The 14,762-nt window shown below is 38.0% G+C and carries 11 protein-coding genes and 1 pseudogene; 9 read left to right on the forward strand and 3 right to left on the reverse strand.

Annotated features, from left to right (window positions below):
- Positions 1–875: 875 nt before the first annotated feature.
- The 9 genes and pseudogenes from V8V91_RS19535 to V8V91_RS19575 all read left to right on the forward strand — a co-directional run bounded on the left by V8V91_RS19535 (position 876) and on the right by V8V91_RS19575 (position 12,634).
- Positions 876–3,842 carry a SusC/RagA family TonB-linked outer membrane protein gene (locus tag V8V91_RS19535; protein WP_373396874.1) on the forward strand — a complete coding sequence of 989 codons (2,967 nt, stop codon included), beginning with the start codon at positions 876–878 and terminating at the stop codon, positions 3,840–3,842.
- 17 nt (positions 3,843–3,859) lie between these two features.
- The gene (locus tag V8V91_RS19540; RefSeq protein WP_373396875.1) at positions 3,860–4,231 is read left to right on the forward strand and encodes a hypothetical protein; all 372 of its coding nucleotides are present in this window, start codon (positions 3,860–3,862) and stop codon (positions 4,229–4,231) included.
- Entirely contained in the window at positions 4,189–5,493 is a 1,305-nt protein-coding gene (locus V8V91_RS19545; RefSeq protein ID WP_373396876.1) for a RagB/SusD family nutrient uptake outer membrane protein, read from the forward strand. Before V8V91_RS19540 ends, V8V91_RS19545 begins: the two co-directional genes overlap by 43 nt.
- 414 nt (positions 5,494–5,907) lie before the next feature.
- A complete protein-coding gene (locus V8V91_RS19550) occupies positions 5,908–6,273 on the forward strand; it encodes a hypothetical protein (RefSeq protein WP_373396877.1) in 366 nt (121 codons plus the stop codon).
- Positions 6,274–6,429: 156 nt separating this feature from the next.
- Positions 6,430–6,687: a hypothetical protein gene (locus tag V8V91_RS19555; protein ID WP_373396878.1), complete on the forward strand. Its 258-nt coding sequence runs from the start codon at positions 6,430–6,432 to the stop codon at positions 6,685–6,687.
- Between the two features lie 50 nt (positions 6,688–6,737).
- Complete coding sequence (locus tag V8V91_RS19560) at positions 6,738–9,302, forward strand: FG-GAP-like repeat-containing protein (protein WP_373396879.1); 2,565 nt, start codon at positions 6,738–6,740, stop codon at positions 9,300–9,302.
- The gene (locus V8V91_RS19565; RefSeq protein ID WP_373396880.1) at positions 9,299–9,724 is read left to right on the forward strand and encodes a hypothetical protein; all 426 of its coding nucleotides are present in this window, start codon (positions 9,299–9,301) and stop codon (positions 9,722–9,724) included. The genes V8V91_RS19560 and V8V91_RS19565 overlap by 4 nt, the downstream gene beginning before the upstream one ends.
- A 260-nt stretch (positions 9,725–9,984) precedes the next feature.
- Positions 9,985–11,160, forward strand: a complete 1,176-nt coding sequence (locus V8V91_RS19570) for a DUF5686 family protein (RefSeq protein WP_373396881.1) — start codon at positions 9,985–9,987, stop codon at positions 11,158–11,160.
- A gap of 47 nt (positions 11,161–11,207) precedes the next feature.
- Positions 11,208–12,634, forward strand: a pseudogene (locus V8V91_RS19575) (DUF5686 family protein).
- 206 nt (positions 12,635–12,840) lie between these two features.
- On the opposite strand, the gene frr reads toward V8V91_RS19575, so the two are convergent.
- From frr to V8V91_RS19590, 3 genes are all read right to left on the reverse strand, one after another.
- Positions 12,841–13,401 carry a ribosome recycling factor gene (gene frr, locus V8V91_RS19580; RefSeq protein ID WP_373396882.1) on the reverse strand — a complete coding sequence of 187 codons (561 nt, stop codon included), beginning with the start codon at positions 13,399–13,401 and terminating at the stop codon, positions 12,841–12,843.
- A gap of 10 nt (positions 13,402–13,411) precedes the next feature.
- Complete coding sequence (gene pyrH, locus V8V91_RS19585; RefSeq protein WP_074226861.1) at positions 13,412–14,122, reverse strand: UMP kinase; 711 nt, start codon at positions 14,120–14,122, stop codon at positions 13,412–13,414.
- A gap of 142 nt (positions 14,123–14,264) precedes the next feature.
- On the reverse strand, positions 14,265–14,747 hold the full coding sequence (locus tag V8V91_RS19590) for a biotin/lipoyl-containing protein (RefSeq protein WP_373396883.1): 483 nt from the start codon (positions 14,745–14,747) through the stop codon (positions 14,265–14,267).
- Between the last annotated feature and the right edge of the window lie 15 nt (positions 14,748–14,762).

A 14,762-nucleotide genomic window follows, 5' to 3' on the forward strand; every position in this document is an offset into this window, starting at 1 on the left:
TCTATTGCTTACTTAAGTGTTGGATCAGGTTAGAAATTCATTTTTAATTACCTGGACTTATTTGCTTGATTGCTTTAGTTTTTCATGAATCTACCAGTTTGTTTGATTTTGCCAAAGCGAGAGTAACATTTTACTCGATAAGAAAATTTTTAGAAGATTAATAACAGGTTAGTAAAATCAACTTCTAATCCTTGGAAAAAGATGAAGAGCTATTTTAGCCTTCAATACTTTTAAATACAATGTCAGAATTATTCCCAATGCCAATAATTAGTTGGGGAGTTCTGAGTGTTGTGATTTTGTTTTTTGAAGTTAATTCAGACATCAAAACAACTGGTCTAGAAAGGGTATGAACATTGGAAGAAACAATTTTAGTTTTTTCACTACTTTATTTTCGAGGCCCTTGACTAATTTATTCTAGTTAAGAAGACTAACTATTTTAAACTTATTTATAAATGAAATCAAGATTGTTAAATTTTTTTTAAAAGGGTATTTAGGACGGTTCTATTGTCGATTAAATATTTTTACAATTATCTTTTGTTTTGTTTTAGATATGCGAAATTATTTTTAAAATTGCTTCAAGGCATGTGAACTCAAAACTTCAATAAAAAATTGCCAAAAGCTTTGTTTTAAAGCGGAAATTTTCCCCAGGTTTTGATTTTAAATGATTTAGTTTTTTTGAATTCAGAATTCTTTTTTGATTTCATAAAACCAAAATTAATTGCTTTCAGGCCTTTGGTCTGAGGGTAAGATGCCCACCAGAAAACCAATTTGTTTTACTTATTTATTTCAGGGAAAATTTCTAGAATAGGGAGGTAAAACATAAAATAAGGATTGCTAAAAGAGCTATCAAACAATTAACCATAACCTAAAATCACATGAAAAAACAAGTAAAACTGGTTTTCATGTTATTCTTGTCTTTTGCTTTATGCATATGTCAGGTGACATATGCACAGCAGACTAGGGTAACAGGAAAAGTAACAGATGCTGCCACTGGGGAGGGAATCCCGGGTGTAAGTATTCTGATAAGTGGTACCACGACTGGAGTGGTGACAGATTTAGATGGGAGCTATTCAATCGAGGCTAGTCCAACTGATATTTTACGAATCTCATTTATCGGTTATACCACCGTTGAGGAGGAGGTAGGAAACCGGACTGTTATCGATGTTGCACTAGCTGAAAACATACAAGCGCTTACAGAGGTGGTAGTTGTGGGGTATGGTACCCAAGAAAAGAAAGAGATTACCAGTGCGGTAACTAGCGTCAAATCGGAGGATTTTAATCAAGGTACAGTGAATGACCCCGCACAATTGCTCCAAGGAAAAGTCGCTGGTCTAAACATTGCCAGACCAGGAGGAAATCCTAACTCCGGATTTAATGTACGATTAAGAGGAATCTCCTCAATTGGAGAAAATGCTTCTCCACTTGTAGTTATCGATGGGGTTATTGGAGCCTCCTTGAGCACAGTAGATCCTAATGATATCGAGTCCATGGATGTATTGAAGGATGGATCTGCTGCAGCTATTTACGGTACCAGAGGATCTGCTGGTGTAATCTTGGTAACTACTAAAAAAGGTAGAAAGGGTAGATCAGTCGTGGAATTTAATAGTAGCGTAGCTGTCGAAAATGTAGCTAGGACTATTAGTGTCATGAATGCAGAAGAATACAAAGCGATACCTAACTCCCGAGACCTTGGAGGAAGTACCAACTGGTTAGATGAAGTAACAAATACTGGACTTAGTTTTATTAACAACCTTTCACTTGGAGGTGGTAATGAAAGCACCAGCTACCGAGTTTCTATCAACTCCCGAAATGTGGACGGTGTGGGTATTAATTCTGGTTTTGACCAATTAAATGCCAGGTTGAGTTTGACCCAAAGAGCCTTAAAAGACAAGGCAACATTTACTGTGAATATTTCCAATACACAAGTCAAAAGAGAATTTGGTAACGAAAATGCTTTTAGATATGCGATCATAAGCAATCCTACGCTTCCAGTTTTAGATCCTAATCCACAAAGTCCTGATTTTGGAGGCTATTCAGAGAGAGATATTTTTGACTGGTTCAATCCTGTATCTATCGCAGAGCAAAACATAGCAGATGGTCGAGATAACAGACTTTTAGCCAGTATCCGTGGAGAATACAATTTCACAAGTAAGTTTAGCGGAGCATTATTTTATTCTACTCAGAGAGAAACTGATTGGAGAGGGTCTTATTCCCCAAAGACAGCTAAATTCGGAGGAGGATTCGGTAGAAATGGTTTGGCCACAATTCAAAATAATGAGAGGCTAAATGATCTATTCGAAGCGACATTGAATTATTACGAAAACGTAAATCAACTTGGAATGGCTTTCTTGGCAGGATATTCTTACCAAGAATTCTTTAACCAGGGTGATTTTACTCAAGCGGGTAATTTCTTAACAGACGCATTTACTTATAATAACATCGGGGCGGCACTTGACTTTGCCAATGGATTGGCGACAGTTTCAAGTTATGCCAACTCAAACAAATTGGTGGCATTCTTTGGACGGGCTAACTTCAATTATGATGATACTTACCTGCTATCTCTAAGTGCCAGATATGAAGGTTCCACTAGATTTGGAGCTAACAACAAATGGGGTTTGTTTCCAGCAGTCAGTGTGGGTGTAAACATCGCAAATTTGGTAGATCTTACCGGTGTTAGTTCGATGAAATTCAGAGCCAGTTATGGTAGAACTGGTACACAGCCAGGAGAGTCCTATTTATCCTTGTTAAGATTTGGCCGTCAGGGTAACTTCTTCTATAATGGTCAATTTGTGCCATCATATGGACCGGTATCCAATGCCAACCCAGATTTGTCTTGGGAGACAAAGGATGAGTACAATGTAGGATTGGACTTTGTGATTTTAAATAACAAGTTAGATGGTGCGATTGACTATTATACCAGAGTGACAACAGGTATGATCTTACCAATCAATGTACCAGTACCACCAAACCTTTTCCCTACCACCCAATTGAACATCGGTGAAATGTCCAATTCAGGTTTGGAGGTGATGTTAAATTTTAGAGCCATTCAAAATGCTGATTTCAGATGGACTACAGGAGTCAATTTCTCCACTTTAAAGACAAATCTTAGAAGCTTGTCTGCAGGAGATTTGAGTTTCGGAGAAGTTAATTACCGCTCTAATTTTGGATCTCCAGGTCAAAACCTAACACAATTGATCCGAATTCAAGAAAATGGACCTTTAGGACAAATTTGGGGTCCAATTCAGGTAGGTGTTAGCGATGATGGAAGTCCGATCATGAAAGTGATTGATGGCACAGCTGTAGATGATGAAGGGAACCCTGTTTATTGTAACTGTAACGATGACAGAACTCAATTAGGTACCGCATATCCTACTTTAAATTTTGGTTTCAATAACTCCTTAACTTATAAGAATTGGGATTTGAACTTCTTCTTTAGAGGATCATTTGGTCATTACCTGATCAACAGCTACAGAGGTTTCTATGAAAACACTGAAAGTACAACTGTTCAAAACTGGAATATTGTAAATACTAAATATTTTGATCCGAATATTACCAAAGCAGAATATAACAGCACCCACGTTGAAAAAGCTGATTTTGTGGTGTTAGACAATGCAACCCTTGGCTATAACTTCAATGTACAGCCAGGTAAGGCAGTCGGAAGGATTAGGGCTTATGTTTCAGTACAGAACCCCTTCATGTTTACCGGATATACCGGTGTAGATCCTGAGGTAAGGTATGGAGATTCAGAGCAAAACAATGATCCTCTTGCACCGGGTATTGAAAGAAGGGCAACTTATTTCACCACTACAATCACTACTCTAGGCCTTAATCTAAGTTTCTAAGCTAAAAATAAGATATCATGAAAAAAATAATAAATATTCGATACTTCTTGATTGGCCTGGGAATGAGTTACTTCGCTTCATCCTGCGTAGACTTAGATGAAGAAGTATATAGTGCTGTTACAGCTGATAACTTTTTCCAAACAAATGAAGAGTTTATTTCTGCACTTGGACAAGCATATACATCCCTAGGAGGGCTGGGTAACCACTCCGGACTTTGGTCCATCAATGAAATCGCTTCAGACGAAATTGTTGTTTCTCACAAAGGAGGTGACTGGTTTGACGGAGGAGTTCTTTTGCAATTACACCAGCATGAATTCAAAAGCGATAATCCATTCTTTCAAAATTCTTGGAATTTCCTTTTGGAGGAATCAATACTTGTAATCGATTGATCTTTTCTTTTGAAACACTGGATAATCCTAATTCTGAAGCGTTTATAGCTGAACTCAGGGCCTTACGAGCGCTTTATTATTACTGGGCTCTGGATGCTTTTGGAAATATCCCAATCGTAACAGACTTCACTGATGTGGAAGCTCCTAGTACCAAACCTCGGCAAGAAGTTTATGATTTTGTGTTGAGTGAACTCAATGAAATCATTCCACTGCTTCCAGTTGCCAAAGATGGTACAACTTATGGAAGGATGACCAAATGGAGTGCTTTAATGATTAGAATGAAGCTTTACCTCAATGCAGAGGTATATACAGGTACTCCTCAATGGGCTCTTGCTGCGGCAGATGCTTCCGAAATTATTAACAGTGGTGTTTACAGTTTGATGCCAAATTACAGTAACAATTTTGTAATCAACAACAGTCAATCCACTGAAAATATCTTTGTATATCCTTATGACAAGGTTTTCGCAGGTGGTTTTAACTGGGTAATGATGACATTGCATATTGTAAGTCAATCTACCTTCAATCTTACCCAACAGCCTTGGAATGGCTATCAAACAGTTGAAGAGTTTTATAACTCATATGTTGATCCTGATAAAAATCCAGGTACTCAAGGTCCTGTATGGAAAGGATTGGCTTTGGAACAATCTACAGGAACAATAGACGGAAGATTAAGTAATTTCTTGGTTGGACCTCAATTCAGATCAGATGGAACAGTATTGGAAGATCCAGGAGTTGAGCCAACAGATCCAACAGGAAGAAACGGGGATCCAAATGGCCCACCGCTTACCTTCATGCCTTACCTTAATGAAATTTCCCCTGGAGGGTTGCGTCAAGCAGGAGCCCGAATTGCGAAATATGAATTTGAAATGGGAGGCACTAATAACATGAGCAATGACTTTGTGATTTTCAGACTATCTGATGCTATCCTTTCACTTGCTGAAGCCAAGTTTAGAATGGGAGAAACCACAGAGGCATTAGCCTTGGTGAATCAAATTAGAGCCAGAGCTGGTAACCTAGATCCATTTACTACACTGACCGAAGAAAACCTGTTTGAGGAAAGAGGTAGAGAAATGTTTGTTGAAATGACAAGAAGACAGGATTTAATCCGATTCAAAAAGTATGGAGAAGCTTGGTGGCCTTTTGAAGGAATGAACAGACCTAAGCAAGTACACTCTCCAGGAAGTTACTTGGAGTTGTTCCCAATTCCACAGCCACAAATACTTGCGAATCCAAAATTACAACAAAATCCAGGGTATAATTAATCAGTATTTGATATAGACTAAAAAGCAGGCTGAGGTTTCAGCTTGCTTTTTTTAAAAGCTTGTTAACCAAGTTTGCTTAAAAAAAGATTGTATCATAGATTCAAATTCATTTAATTTCTTCCCCCAGTAAACCACTTGCTTGGAAAAAGTTCCTTAGTTGCTTATTACCGATTTATCAATGCCTAGATATTTAACCAAAGTATTCTCCACTTTAATTCTCATCTTACTCATTCAGAGTTGTGATTCTTCATTCTTTAATTCTTCTGAGGAAAATATATCGGAAACCGATAGTTTGTTTTTAGGCTTTTATTTAGGAATGCCCCAAAAGGACTTTTTGATCACTGTACCGACTTAAACAAACAGCAAAAAATCACTCAAGGACCAGGGGGATCTACCAATGTAGAGTATAGAATTGTGGATGAATATGATAGTGAAGTCAGCATGCGGTTTTTCCCAACCTTCATTGACGAAAAGATATTTGAAATGCCAGTAATCTATTCCTATGTGGCCTGGGCACCTTGGAACAGGCAGTATTGGGCTGAAAACCTCCTTCCTAAAGTTTTGGAAAAATACAAAATGACCTACGGTGATGATTTCCAATTACTCAATCATCCTACCCAAGGGAAAGTATATTATAAAATTGATGGGAAAAGAAGAATTAATTTGTTTGTCAAAGATGAACAATTTGTTCAAGCAGTTTTTACTGATTTGAAGGTAGAAAAGAGACTTAATGAAGAATTTGAAAATAGCCAGTCCCAAGAACAAATTCCATCGAATTAAGCCAATAATAGCTCAAGTTGTGAAGCAATTGTCTGTAGATTGTCCTATGTAAGTAAAATTTGGCTAGGGCATTCCAAGTGGTTGACGATACAAATTATACCCCATGAAAAATGCCTATTTTCATTTTTTGATTTTTACGCTCATTATTCTGACTTCATGTTCAAAAAACCTGATTTACAGGAACAGCAATCACTTTTTGAAAGTCTTCCTCCTCAAAAAACAGGTGTTGATTTTACCAATACCCTGAATGAAACAGAGGAGTTTAATATTATTGAATACCTGTATTTTTACAATGGTGGTGGAGTAGCTGCAGGAGATATTAATAATGATGGGCTGATTGATCTCTATTTTTCTTCTAATCAGGGACCCAATAAACTTTATTTGAATAAAGGGGGATTGTTTTTGAAGATATAACCCTGAAAGCAGGACTGGCATCTGAGGGACCTTGGAAAACGGGGGTTACTATGGCCGATATCAACGGAGATGGACTATTGGATATTTACGTTTCTAGGTTGGGGAATTGGAAAACAGTGGTAGGGAGAAATGAGCTATATATCAACAATGGTGACTTGACTTTTACAGAAAGTGCTGAAGAATATGGTTTGGCTTTCCAAGGTTTTAGCACGCAAGCCGCATTTTTTGATTTCGACAAGGATGGTGATTTGGATATGTACTTGCTCAACCATGCAGTACATACGGAGAGGAGTTATGGAGGGGCTGAATCTAGGTATTTTGACGATGGGTTGGCTGGAGATAGGCTGTATCGAAACAACCTAGAAAGTGGAGAAAAGAAGTTTACAGGAATTACACCACAAGCAGGAATTTTCTCCAGTAAGATCGGATATGGATTGGGAATTGGGATTTCTGATATCAATAATGATAGATGGCCTGATATCTATGTGTCAAATGATTTTAATGAGAATGACTACCTGTATATCAACCAAAAGGATGGAACCTTCAAAGAACAAATTTCTTCTGGTGTCAACTACAGCAGTAGGTTCTCGATGGGGAGTGATTTTTCAGATTTTAATAATGATGGGTGGATTGATTTTATCACCATGGACATGTTGCCTAGGGATGAAATCATTCAAAAAATGTCAGCTGGAGAAGATAGCGAAGAAGTATACCAACTCAAATTAGGGTTTGGATTTGAAAGGCAAGTGTCTAGAAATAGTCTTCAATTAAATAATGCCAATGGTACATTTTCGGAAATTGGGCAATACTCCGGCGTATACGCTACAGATTGGAGTTGGGCAGCATTATTTGGTGATTATGATAATGATGGCTGGAAAGATTTATTTGTTACCAATGGAATAGTTCGTCGACCCAATGACCTGGATTATATGAATTTTGTCACCAATCCAGAAATAGAAGAGGGTTTACAAAACAAGCCGAATATCAGTGATCTTGACCTTGCAGGAAAAATGCCTCCTGGCGATGTCGGTAATTTTATTTTTAGAAATAATGGAGACCTAACATTCAAGGATGTTTCACAAGAATGGGGGCTTTCTGGGAATGGGATCTCTAATGGAGCCATCTATGCAGACTTAGATAATGATGGGGATTTAGATTTGGTAATTAATAATATCAATCAACCTGCTGGAATTTATGAAAATAGATTAGGGCATTTTTCTGACAGTAGTAAAACCGTAAATTATTTAAAAGTGAGGTTTGATGGTCTGGGTTTAAACAAGTTTGGAATTGGGGCAAGAGTTGAGTTATACTATAAAAATAAGATCCAAGTTCAGGAAAATTTTACAAGCAGAGGATTTCAGTCATCCATCGCTCCTGAGGTCCATTTTGGTTTGGATGGTGTGCAGTACCTGGATTCTTTAAAAGTGATTTGGTCGAGCGGAAAATCAGAAACAATCAATAATGTCAAAGCCAATACTACTCTTGTTTTGAATGAATCAGATGCGACCGATCCTTCCACTCCAGCCACAAACACGAAAGAATCACTTTTAAGAATTTTGGATAAAGAGTCTACCGGTATTGATTTCCAACACATTGAAAATGAGTTTAATGATTTTAATACAGAGCCTTTGCTACCACATAAATTGTCTCAGGAGGGGCCAGCTTTAGCGATAGGTGATTTAAATGGAGATGGTCGGGAGGATGTTTTTGTTGGAGGAGCTTCGGGACAGCCTGGAGCTGTTTTTATTCAAAGCAAACAAGGTCGGTTTGATCAAGTGGATCAGCCCTTGTTGGAAGAAGATTCGATTTTGGAGGACGTAAGTGCGGTTTTTTTTGACAGTAATGGAGATGGTTTTTTGGATTTATTGGTAGGAAGGGGAGGGAATATCCAACTCCCAAATGATCAGGGCGAGTCTACTAGAATATATCTTAATGACGGAAAAGGGATTTTTGATCAAAAAGTACAATTATCCTTGGAACCCAATGCCCAAGTCTCGGTGGTAAAAGTGGCTGACTTTAACGGGGACGGAATGGAGGATTTGATGATTGGGGGAAGAAATGTGGCAGGGAAATATGGATATACTCCTAGAAGTTACTTACTACAAAATCAAGGAGGAAATAACTATGCAAACCGAACGAAGGAATTTGCTCCAGATTTGGAATTCATAGGAATGGTGAAAGATGCAGTATGGCAAGATTTAGACCTTGATGGAAACCTGGATTTGATTGTGGTAGGAGAATGGATTCCAATTACCATCTTCATGAATCGAGGAGGTAAATTGAATAATGAAACTAATTTATTTGGTTTGGAAAAATCAAAGGGCTGGTGGAACTCCATTGCTGCTGAAGATCTAAATGGAGATGGTTATCCCGATCTGGTGGTAGGGAATTTGGGTTTGAATAGCCGGTTGAAAGCATCCCAAGAACAGCCAGTAAAAATGATTGTCAATGATTTTGACCAGAATGGGACTTCGGAACAGATTATTTCTTATCCAGTGGATGGGGAATATTATACTGTAGCTACCAAAGATGAACTTGTAAAACAAATGCCAAGCCTCAAAAGAAGTTTTTACGCTACCGGGATTTTGCAGGGAAGGATGTTGAAGAGTTGTTGACTTATTTGAATACGAAAGAGGCGAAATACCTTGAAGCCCATCTTTTTGAATCCATAGTATTGGTAAATCAAAATGGTCTGGATTTTCGTTTACAGAAATTGCCTGCCGAAGCTCAATTTTCTCCAATTGAGGCGATTGAAGTGTTAGACGTGAATCAGGACGGATACCTGGATTTGGTATTAGGAGGGAACAAAACGGGCGCATCTCCTTATTATGGAGCCTATCAAGGGAGTTGGGGGCAGGTTATAATGGGAGACTCTCTTGGGAATTTCAAGACTGATACCCAAAACCGACTTAAAATCCGTGGCGACGTAAGAGGGATTAAGAAAGTGTCTGTCAACGCATTCACTTGGTTGATTTATGCTAAAAATGATGGTGCCCTTGAGGTAGTTCAGATCGATGAAGCAAAACCTTTCGAGTAATTTTTTTATAAAATTGAGGTCCCTTCAAAAGGGCCTTTCTTCGAACTAAATTTTGTAGTTCTTTTGAAGTTAGATTGTTTTTGATCTTTGACACGATTATTCCAAAAAGTACAATCTATCCATTAAATTCTCCTTTTTACTACTAAGGACTTGTCCAAATAAAAGGGAGGTAATGATTAAAAGCGTTTAATTCTTAAATCATATTAATAGGTTATTTTAACCTTTGATAATCAGGTATATTTATTGCCATATGAATATTTATGCGACCCGACTATAAAATTTTTATTCAATCTGTTTTTTTATTACTGATTTCGGTAGTTGTTGGAGGTTCTGTTTTGGCTCAAGGAATACGGGGCAAAGTCGTTTCTTCGGAAGGTGAACTCTTACCATATGCTTCCGTGTATATTCGAAATTTGGGAGACGGTGTTCCTACCAATCAAGATGGGAGGTATGAATATAAATTGGATCCCGGAGTATATGACGTTCTGATCCAATTCTTAGGCTATAAGTCCCAATTGAAAGCAGTAGAGGTGGGAGAGCAATGGGTAGATCTGGATTTTGTACTAGAACCACAAGTTTACACCCTAAGCGAAGTGGAAGTTAGGGCGGGGCAGGAAGATCCAGCTTTGACCATTATGAGGAAAGCCATTTCCAAAGCAAAATTCCACCGTTTACAATTGCAGCAATATAGTATGACGGTTTACCTGAAAGGTACTGGCCAGCTTACTGATGCTCCCTTTTTCCTTAAGAAGACTTTGGAAAAAGAAGGTCTGAAACTCAATGAAGCTTATACCAGTGAATCAGTTTCAAGAATTACCTTCACCCAACCTAATAAAGTGGAGGAAAAAGTGATTTCTATTAGAACCAATGGGGATAATCAATCTACTTCCCCTGCGCCCTACATCCAAACAAGTTTTTATCAGGAAAAAATCAATGATATTATTTCACCCTTGTCAAGGTCCGCATTCACTTATTATCGATTCACATATGAAGGGAGTTTCTTTGATCAGGATGTACTAGTGAATAAAATCAAGGTTACCCCAAGGTCCAGAGGAGAACGGGTATTTGAGGGATATATCTATATCATAGAGGACCTTTGGGCCATCCATTCCCTCAATTTAAAAACCTCCCTTTTGGGTTTTGATATTCAGGCCACTCAACAATATGCTCCTGTGGCTGAAAATGTCTGGATGCCTTTAACGCATACTTATCGATTTGGTGGGAAGTTTTTCGGATTTGAAGGGGAATTCAAATACCTGGCATCTACAAGAGAATATGAAGTCACCTTAAACCCTGATTTGGCCTATGTTCCAGAGATTATAGACGAAAAAGTACAAGAGGTAACCGAAGATGTGGCTGACTTCAAAAAACGGAATCTGCCTTGGAGCAACTGGCCAAAGAGCAACCCACTACTCGAAAAGAATATAGAAAGCTGATCAATGAATATGAAAAAGAATCGCTGAAAGAGCGGGATGAGCCTGATGTGATCCGGGAAAGTTATTTTAGCATAGATTCTCTTGCGAAAAAACGTGATTTATCTTATTGGGATAGCATCAGACCAGTTCCTCTGACCGAGAAAGAAATAGAAGGGTATAAAAGAGATGATAGTCTGGCAGTCATAGAAGCTGCAAAAGTCAGTGAGGTGGATTCGGTGGCAAAAAAAGCGAGAAGGAAGTATAAACCCTTGGATTTCATGAATGGGGCCTCTTACAGTTTTGGGAAAGGCGTTTCGATCGGATTTAAGCAAAATTGGACCAAGATATCATTTAACACAGTGGAAGGTTTTAAGTTCGGTATGGGAATGTTTTACCGAAAATATCAAGAGGAGAAACTTGCCGACTCAATCAATCGAATCCGGAAAAGCTTCAATATTGAGCCGGAGTTGCGATATGGTATTTCAAGTAATCGATTTTATGGAAAAGTGGACTTTCGATGGTCTACCACAAAACCTATCTCAGGAACTACTTTTGGGGTTGAAGGGGGAAGATATATTTATCAATTCAATGGGGAGAGCCTATCAATGAACAGGTAAATGCTTTTTATTCTCTATTGTTTCGTCAGAATTACATGAAGCTTTATGAACAGGATTTTGCCAGGGTTTACTGGGCTCATCGGGTCAATTATGGATTTACCTACCGAGCTAACTTAACCTACGCAGAAAGAGGAGAACTTTTTAATAATTCCAATTATAGCTGGTACAACAAAGAAGAGAGAACCTATACCAGCAACCGGCCAGAAAATGTGGAGGTCGATGAAATGGCCTTTACTGATCATGAAATACTAAAGTTCAATGCGTCTATTGCCTGGAGACCGGGTGTAAAATATGGAATTAGAAATGGTCGTAAATATCCAATTACCAATCGATCTCCTTTGATCAATTTCAATTATACAAAAGCTCTGGGAGGATTGTTAAATGCTGAGACTGCTGCTGATTTTGATCATTTGGAGTTAGGGATAGAGCACTTTTTTGAATTTGGCGTGAGTGGAAAGTTGGACTTTAATGTTTCTGCAGGGGCATTCTTGAGTAATAAGCAAGTCTATTTTCAGGACTACCAGCATTTTGGAGGTAACAGAACTATATTTTCGAATTTTGGACCTGCTTCAAATTACCGATTTATGGATTACTACAAGTACAGCACCAATACCTCCTACGTTTCAGGGATTTTCCATTATCAATTCCGAAAATTTCTGTTGACTCAATTGCCTATGCTCCGGTTTTCAGGGGTGAGGGAAAATCTCTTTTTTAACTATTTAAAGACTGAAAATTCACCAAGTTATTGGGAGGCCGGTTACTCTTTGGATAATTTATTCAGAATCTTCAGATTGGAAATGGGAGCTGGATTTGAGAACGGAAATTTCCTAAGAGGAGGAGTTCGATTTGGTATTGCCACCTTTATCCAAGTGAATTGACGTTGATTTATCAAGAAGCATTTTTCTGATTGAATTGGCTTGAATCAAGTCTTAGTTTTCCGAATAGGTGATCTATTTTAGGATGGGTAATTTTTAACTTTAAGAGGAGTATTTTATTGGTTTTATTGAATTAACTGAGAAAAATAAAGCAAAAAAAACGCTCTGAAATTCATTTTCAGAGCGTTTTTTTTAATGTTTAGGAATGATCAAACTTTCATAATATCAGCTTCTTTCTTAACAAGTAAGTCATCAATTTTTGCAGCATATTGATCTGTTAGCTTCTGAACTACTTCTTCAGCTCTTTTGATTTCGTCTTCAGATGCACCGTCTTTTTGAAGTTTTTTCAAGGAGTCATTGGTGTCTTTTCTGACCGTTCTAATGGAAATTTTACCATTTTCACACTCATTTTTAGCTTGTTTTACCAAGCTGATTCTTCTTTCCTCCGTTAATGCAGGAATAGTCAGAATAACGATCTCTCCATTGTTTTGAGGGGCAAGTCCCAAGTCTGAGTTAATAATTGCTTTTTCTATTTCTCCGATTAAATTCTTTTCCCAAGGTTTAATGCTAAGTGTTCTTGCATCCGGAGTGTTGATCGAAGCAACCTGAGACAAAGGGGTAGGCGCTCCATAATATTGGACCATAATTCCGTCCAAGATATTAGGCATTGCCTTTCCTGCTCTAATTTTTAATAATTCTGAAGCAGTATGGTCCACTGCTTTCTGCATCAATTCTTTTGCTTCGTCTAAGAATAAATCAATTTCTTCCATAATCTTAAGCTTAAAGGGTTGTGATCAATGTTCCAACTTCTTCACCTTCTACTAGTTTACTCAAATTACCTGCCTTATTCATATCAAATACAATAATTGGAAGGTTGTTTTCCTGACAAAGTGTGAAAGCAGTCATATCCATGACATTTAAGTTCTTTTCATACACTTCGTGGAAGGATATAGTTTTGTATTTGGTTGCCGTAGCATCTTTTTCAGGGTCAGCAGTATAAACGCCGTCTACTCTTGTACCCTTTAAGACCACATCTGCCTCTACCTCAATCGCTCTTAAACTGGCTGTGGAATCTGTGGTAAAGTAAGGATTTCCAATTCCAGCACCAAAGATGACAATACGTCCCTTTTCCAGGTGTCGGATTGCTCTTCTTCGAATGAATGGTTCACAAACACTTTCAATTTTTATTCCAGACATCAACCTAGTGAAGAGACCTGCTTTTTCCAAAGCACTTTGAAGAGCCATTGCATTGATCAAGGTGGCTAACATCCCCATGTAATCTCCTTGGACGCGATCGATACCTGATTGAGCAGCTTGAACTCCTCTGAAGATGTTGCCCCCACCAATCACGATAGCAATTTCCACCCCCATATCTTTGACTTTCATGATCTCTTGGGTGTATTGCTGAAGTCTAACAGGGTCGATGCCGTAATTCTTGTCGCCCATTAGTGCTTCTCCGCTTAGTTTGAGCAGTATTCTTTTGTATTTCATAAGTGGATTTATTTGCAAAGGAGTTGCTGAATAAAGTAGTACTAGATTAAATAATCCGACAAATATAATTCCTTCATCTCATTATGCTAGGGCAAATCTCAATTTTGGCTTTTCCTAAATTCTTTTTTTGATCAAAATTGTATCAGGACTTGGTTTTTTCAACACTTTGCTTGAGATTAACTTTGATGGATTTAATAATGCCGTCCCCAGGAGCTTTGATGATATTTTCCATTTTCATGGCCTCTAGAATTAAAACGACATCTCCTTTTTTCACTTCATCTCCGGCCTTTACTTTTAATTCCAGAATTAATCCTGGCATGGGAGCTTTAATGTCCTTGGCTGCTCCAGAATTCAGGTTATTCATCCCCATTTTCTCAAGTAAAAGATCAAATCGGTCCTTGAGTTGTAGCGTAGCCGTTTTTCCTTCCAATCTGATTTGAAGGGTTTTGGTCTCTTTATCCAAGGAAACCAATTCAGCCTCTATGGATTGGTGCTTATGTATAAGATGTATTTTTCTATCGGATATCCATTCCAAATCCCAATCCAAGGATTTATCATTTACGAAAGTGGATTCATCGGTTTTTTCTACCGAATAGGTCTCATTTTGGATAGTTACTGAAAACATTCCTGTTAATTTGGC

The organism is Algoriphagus halophilus (assembly GCF_041729275.1).
In the GTDB taxonomy this organism is placed as follows: Bacteria; Bacteroidota; Bacteroidia; order Cytophagales; family Cyclobacteriaceae; genus Algoriphagus; species Algoriphagus halophilus_A.

Bases quoted from the DNA above. Each gene is read 5' to 3' on its own strand.
- V8V91_RS19535 (WP_373396874.1), top strand. From the start codon at position 876: ATGAAAAAACAAGTAAAACTGGTTTTCATGTTATTCTTGTCTTTTGCT.
- V8V91_RS19540 (WP_373396875.1), top strand. From the start codon at position 3,860: ATGAAAAAAATAATAAATATTCGATACTTCTTGATTGGCCTGGGAATG.
- V8V91_RS19555 (WP_373396878.1), top strand. From the start codon at position 6,430: ATGTTCAAAAAACCTGATTTACAGGAACAGCAATCACTTTTTGAAAGT.
- V8V91_RS19560 (WP_373396879.1), top strand. From the start codon at position 6,738: ATGGCCGATATCAACGGAGATGGACTATTGGATATTTACGTTTCTAGG.
- V8V91_RS19570 (WP_373396881.1), top strand. From the start codon at position 9,985: ATGCGACCCGACTATAAAATTTTTATTCAATCTGTTTTTTTATTACTG.
- frr (WP_373396882.1), bottom strand. From the start codon at position 13,401: ATGGAAGAAATTGATTTATTCTTAGACGAAGCAAAAGAATTGATGCAG.
- pyrH (WP_074226861.1), bottom strand. From the start codon at position 14,122: ATGAAATACAAAAGAATACTGCTCAAACTAAGCGGAGAAGCACTAATG.
- V8V91_RS19590 (WP_373396883.1), bottom strand. From the start codon at position 14,747: ATGTTTTCAGTAACTATCCAAAATGAGACCTATTCGGTAGAAAAAACC.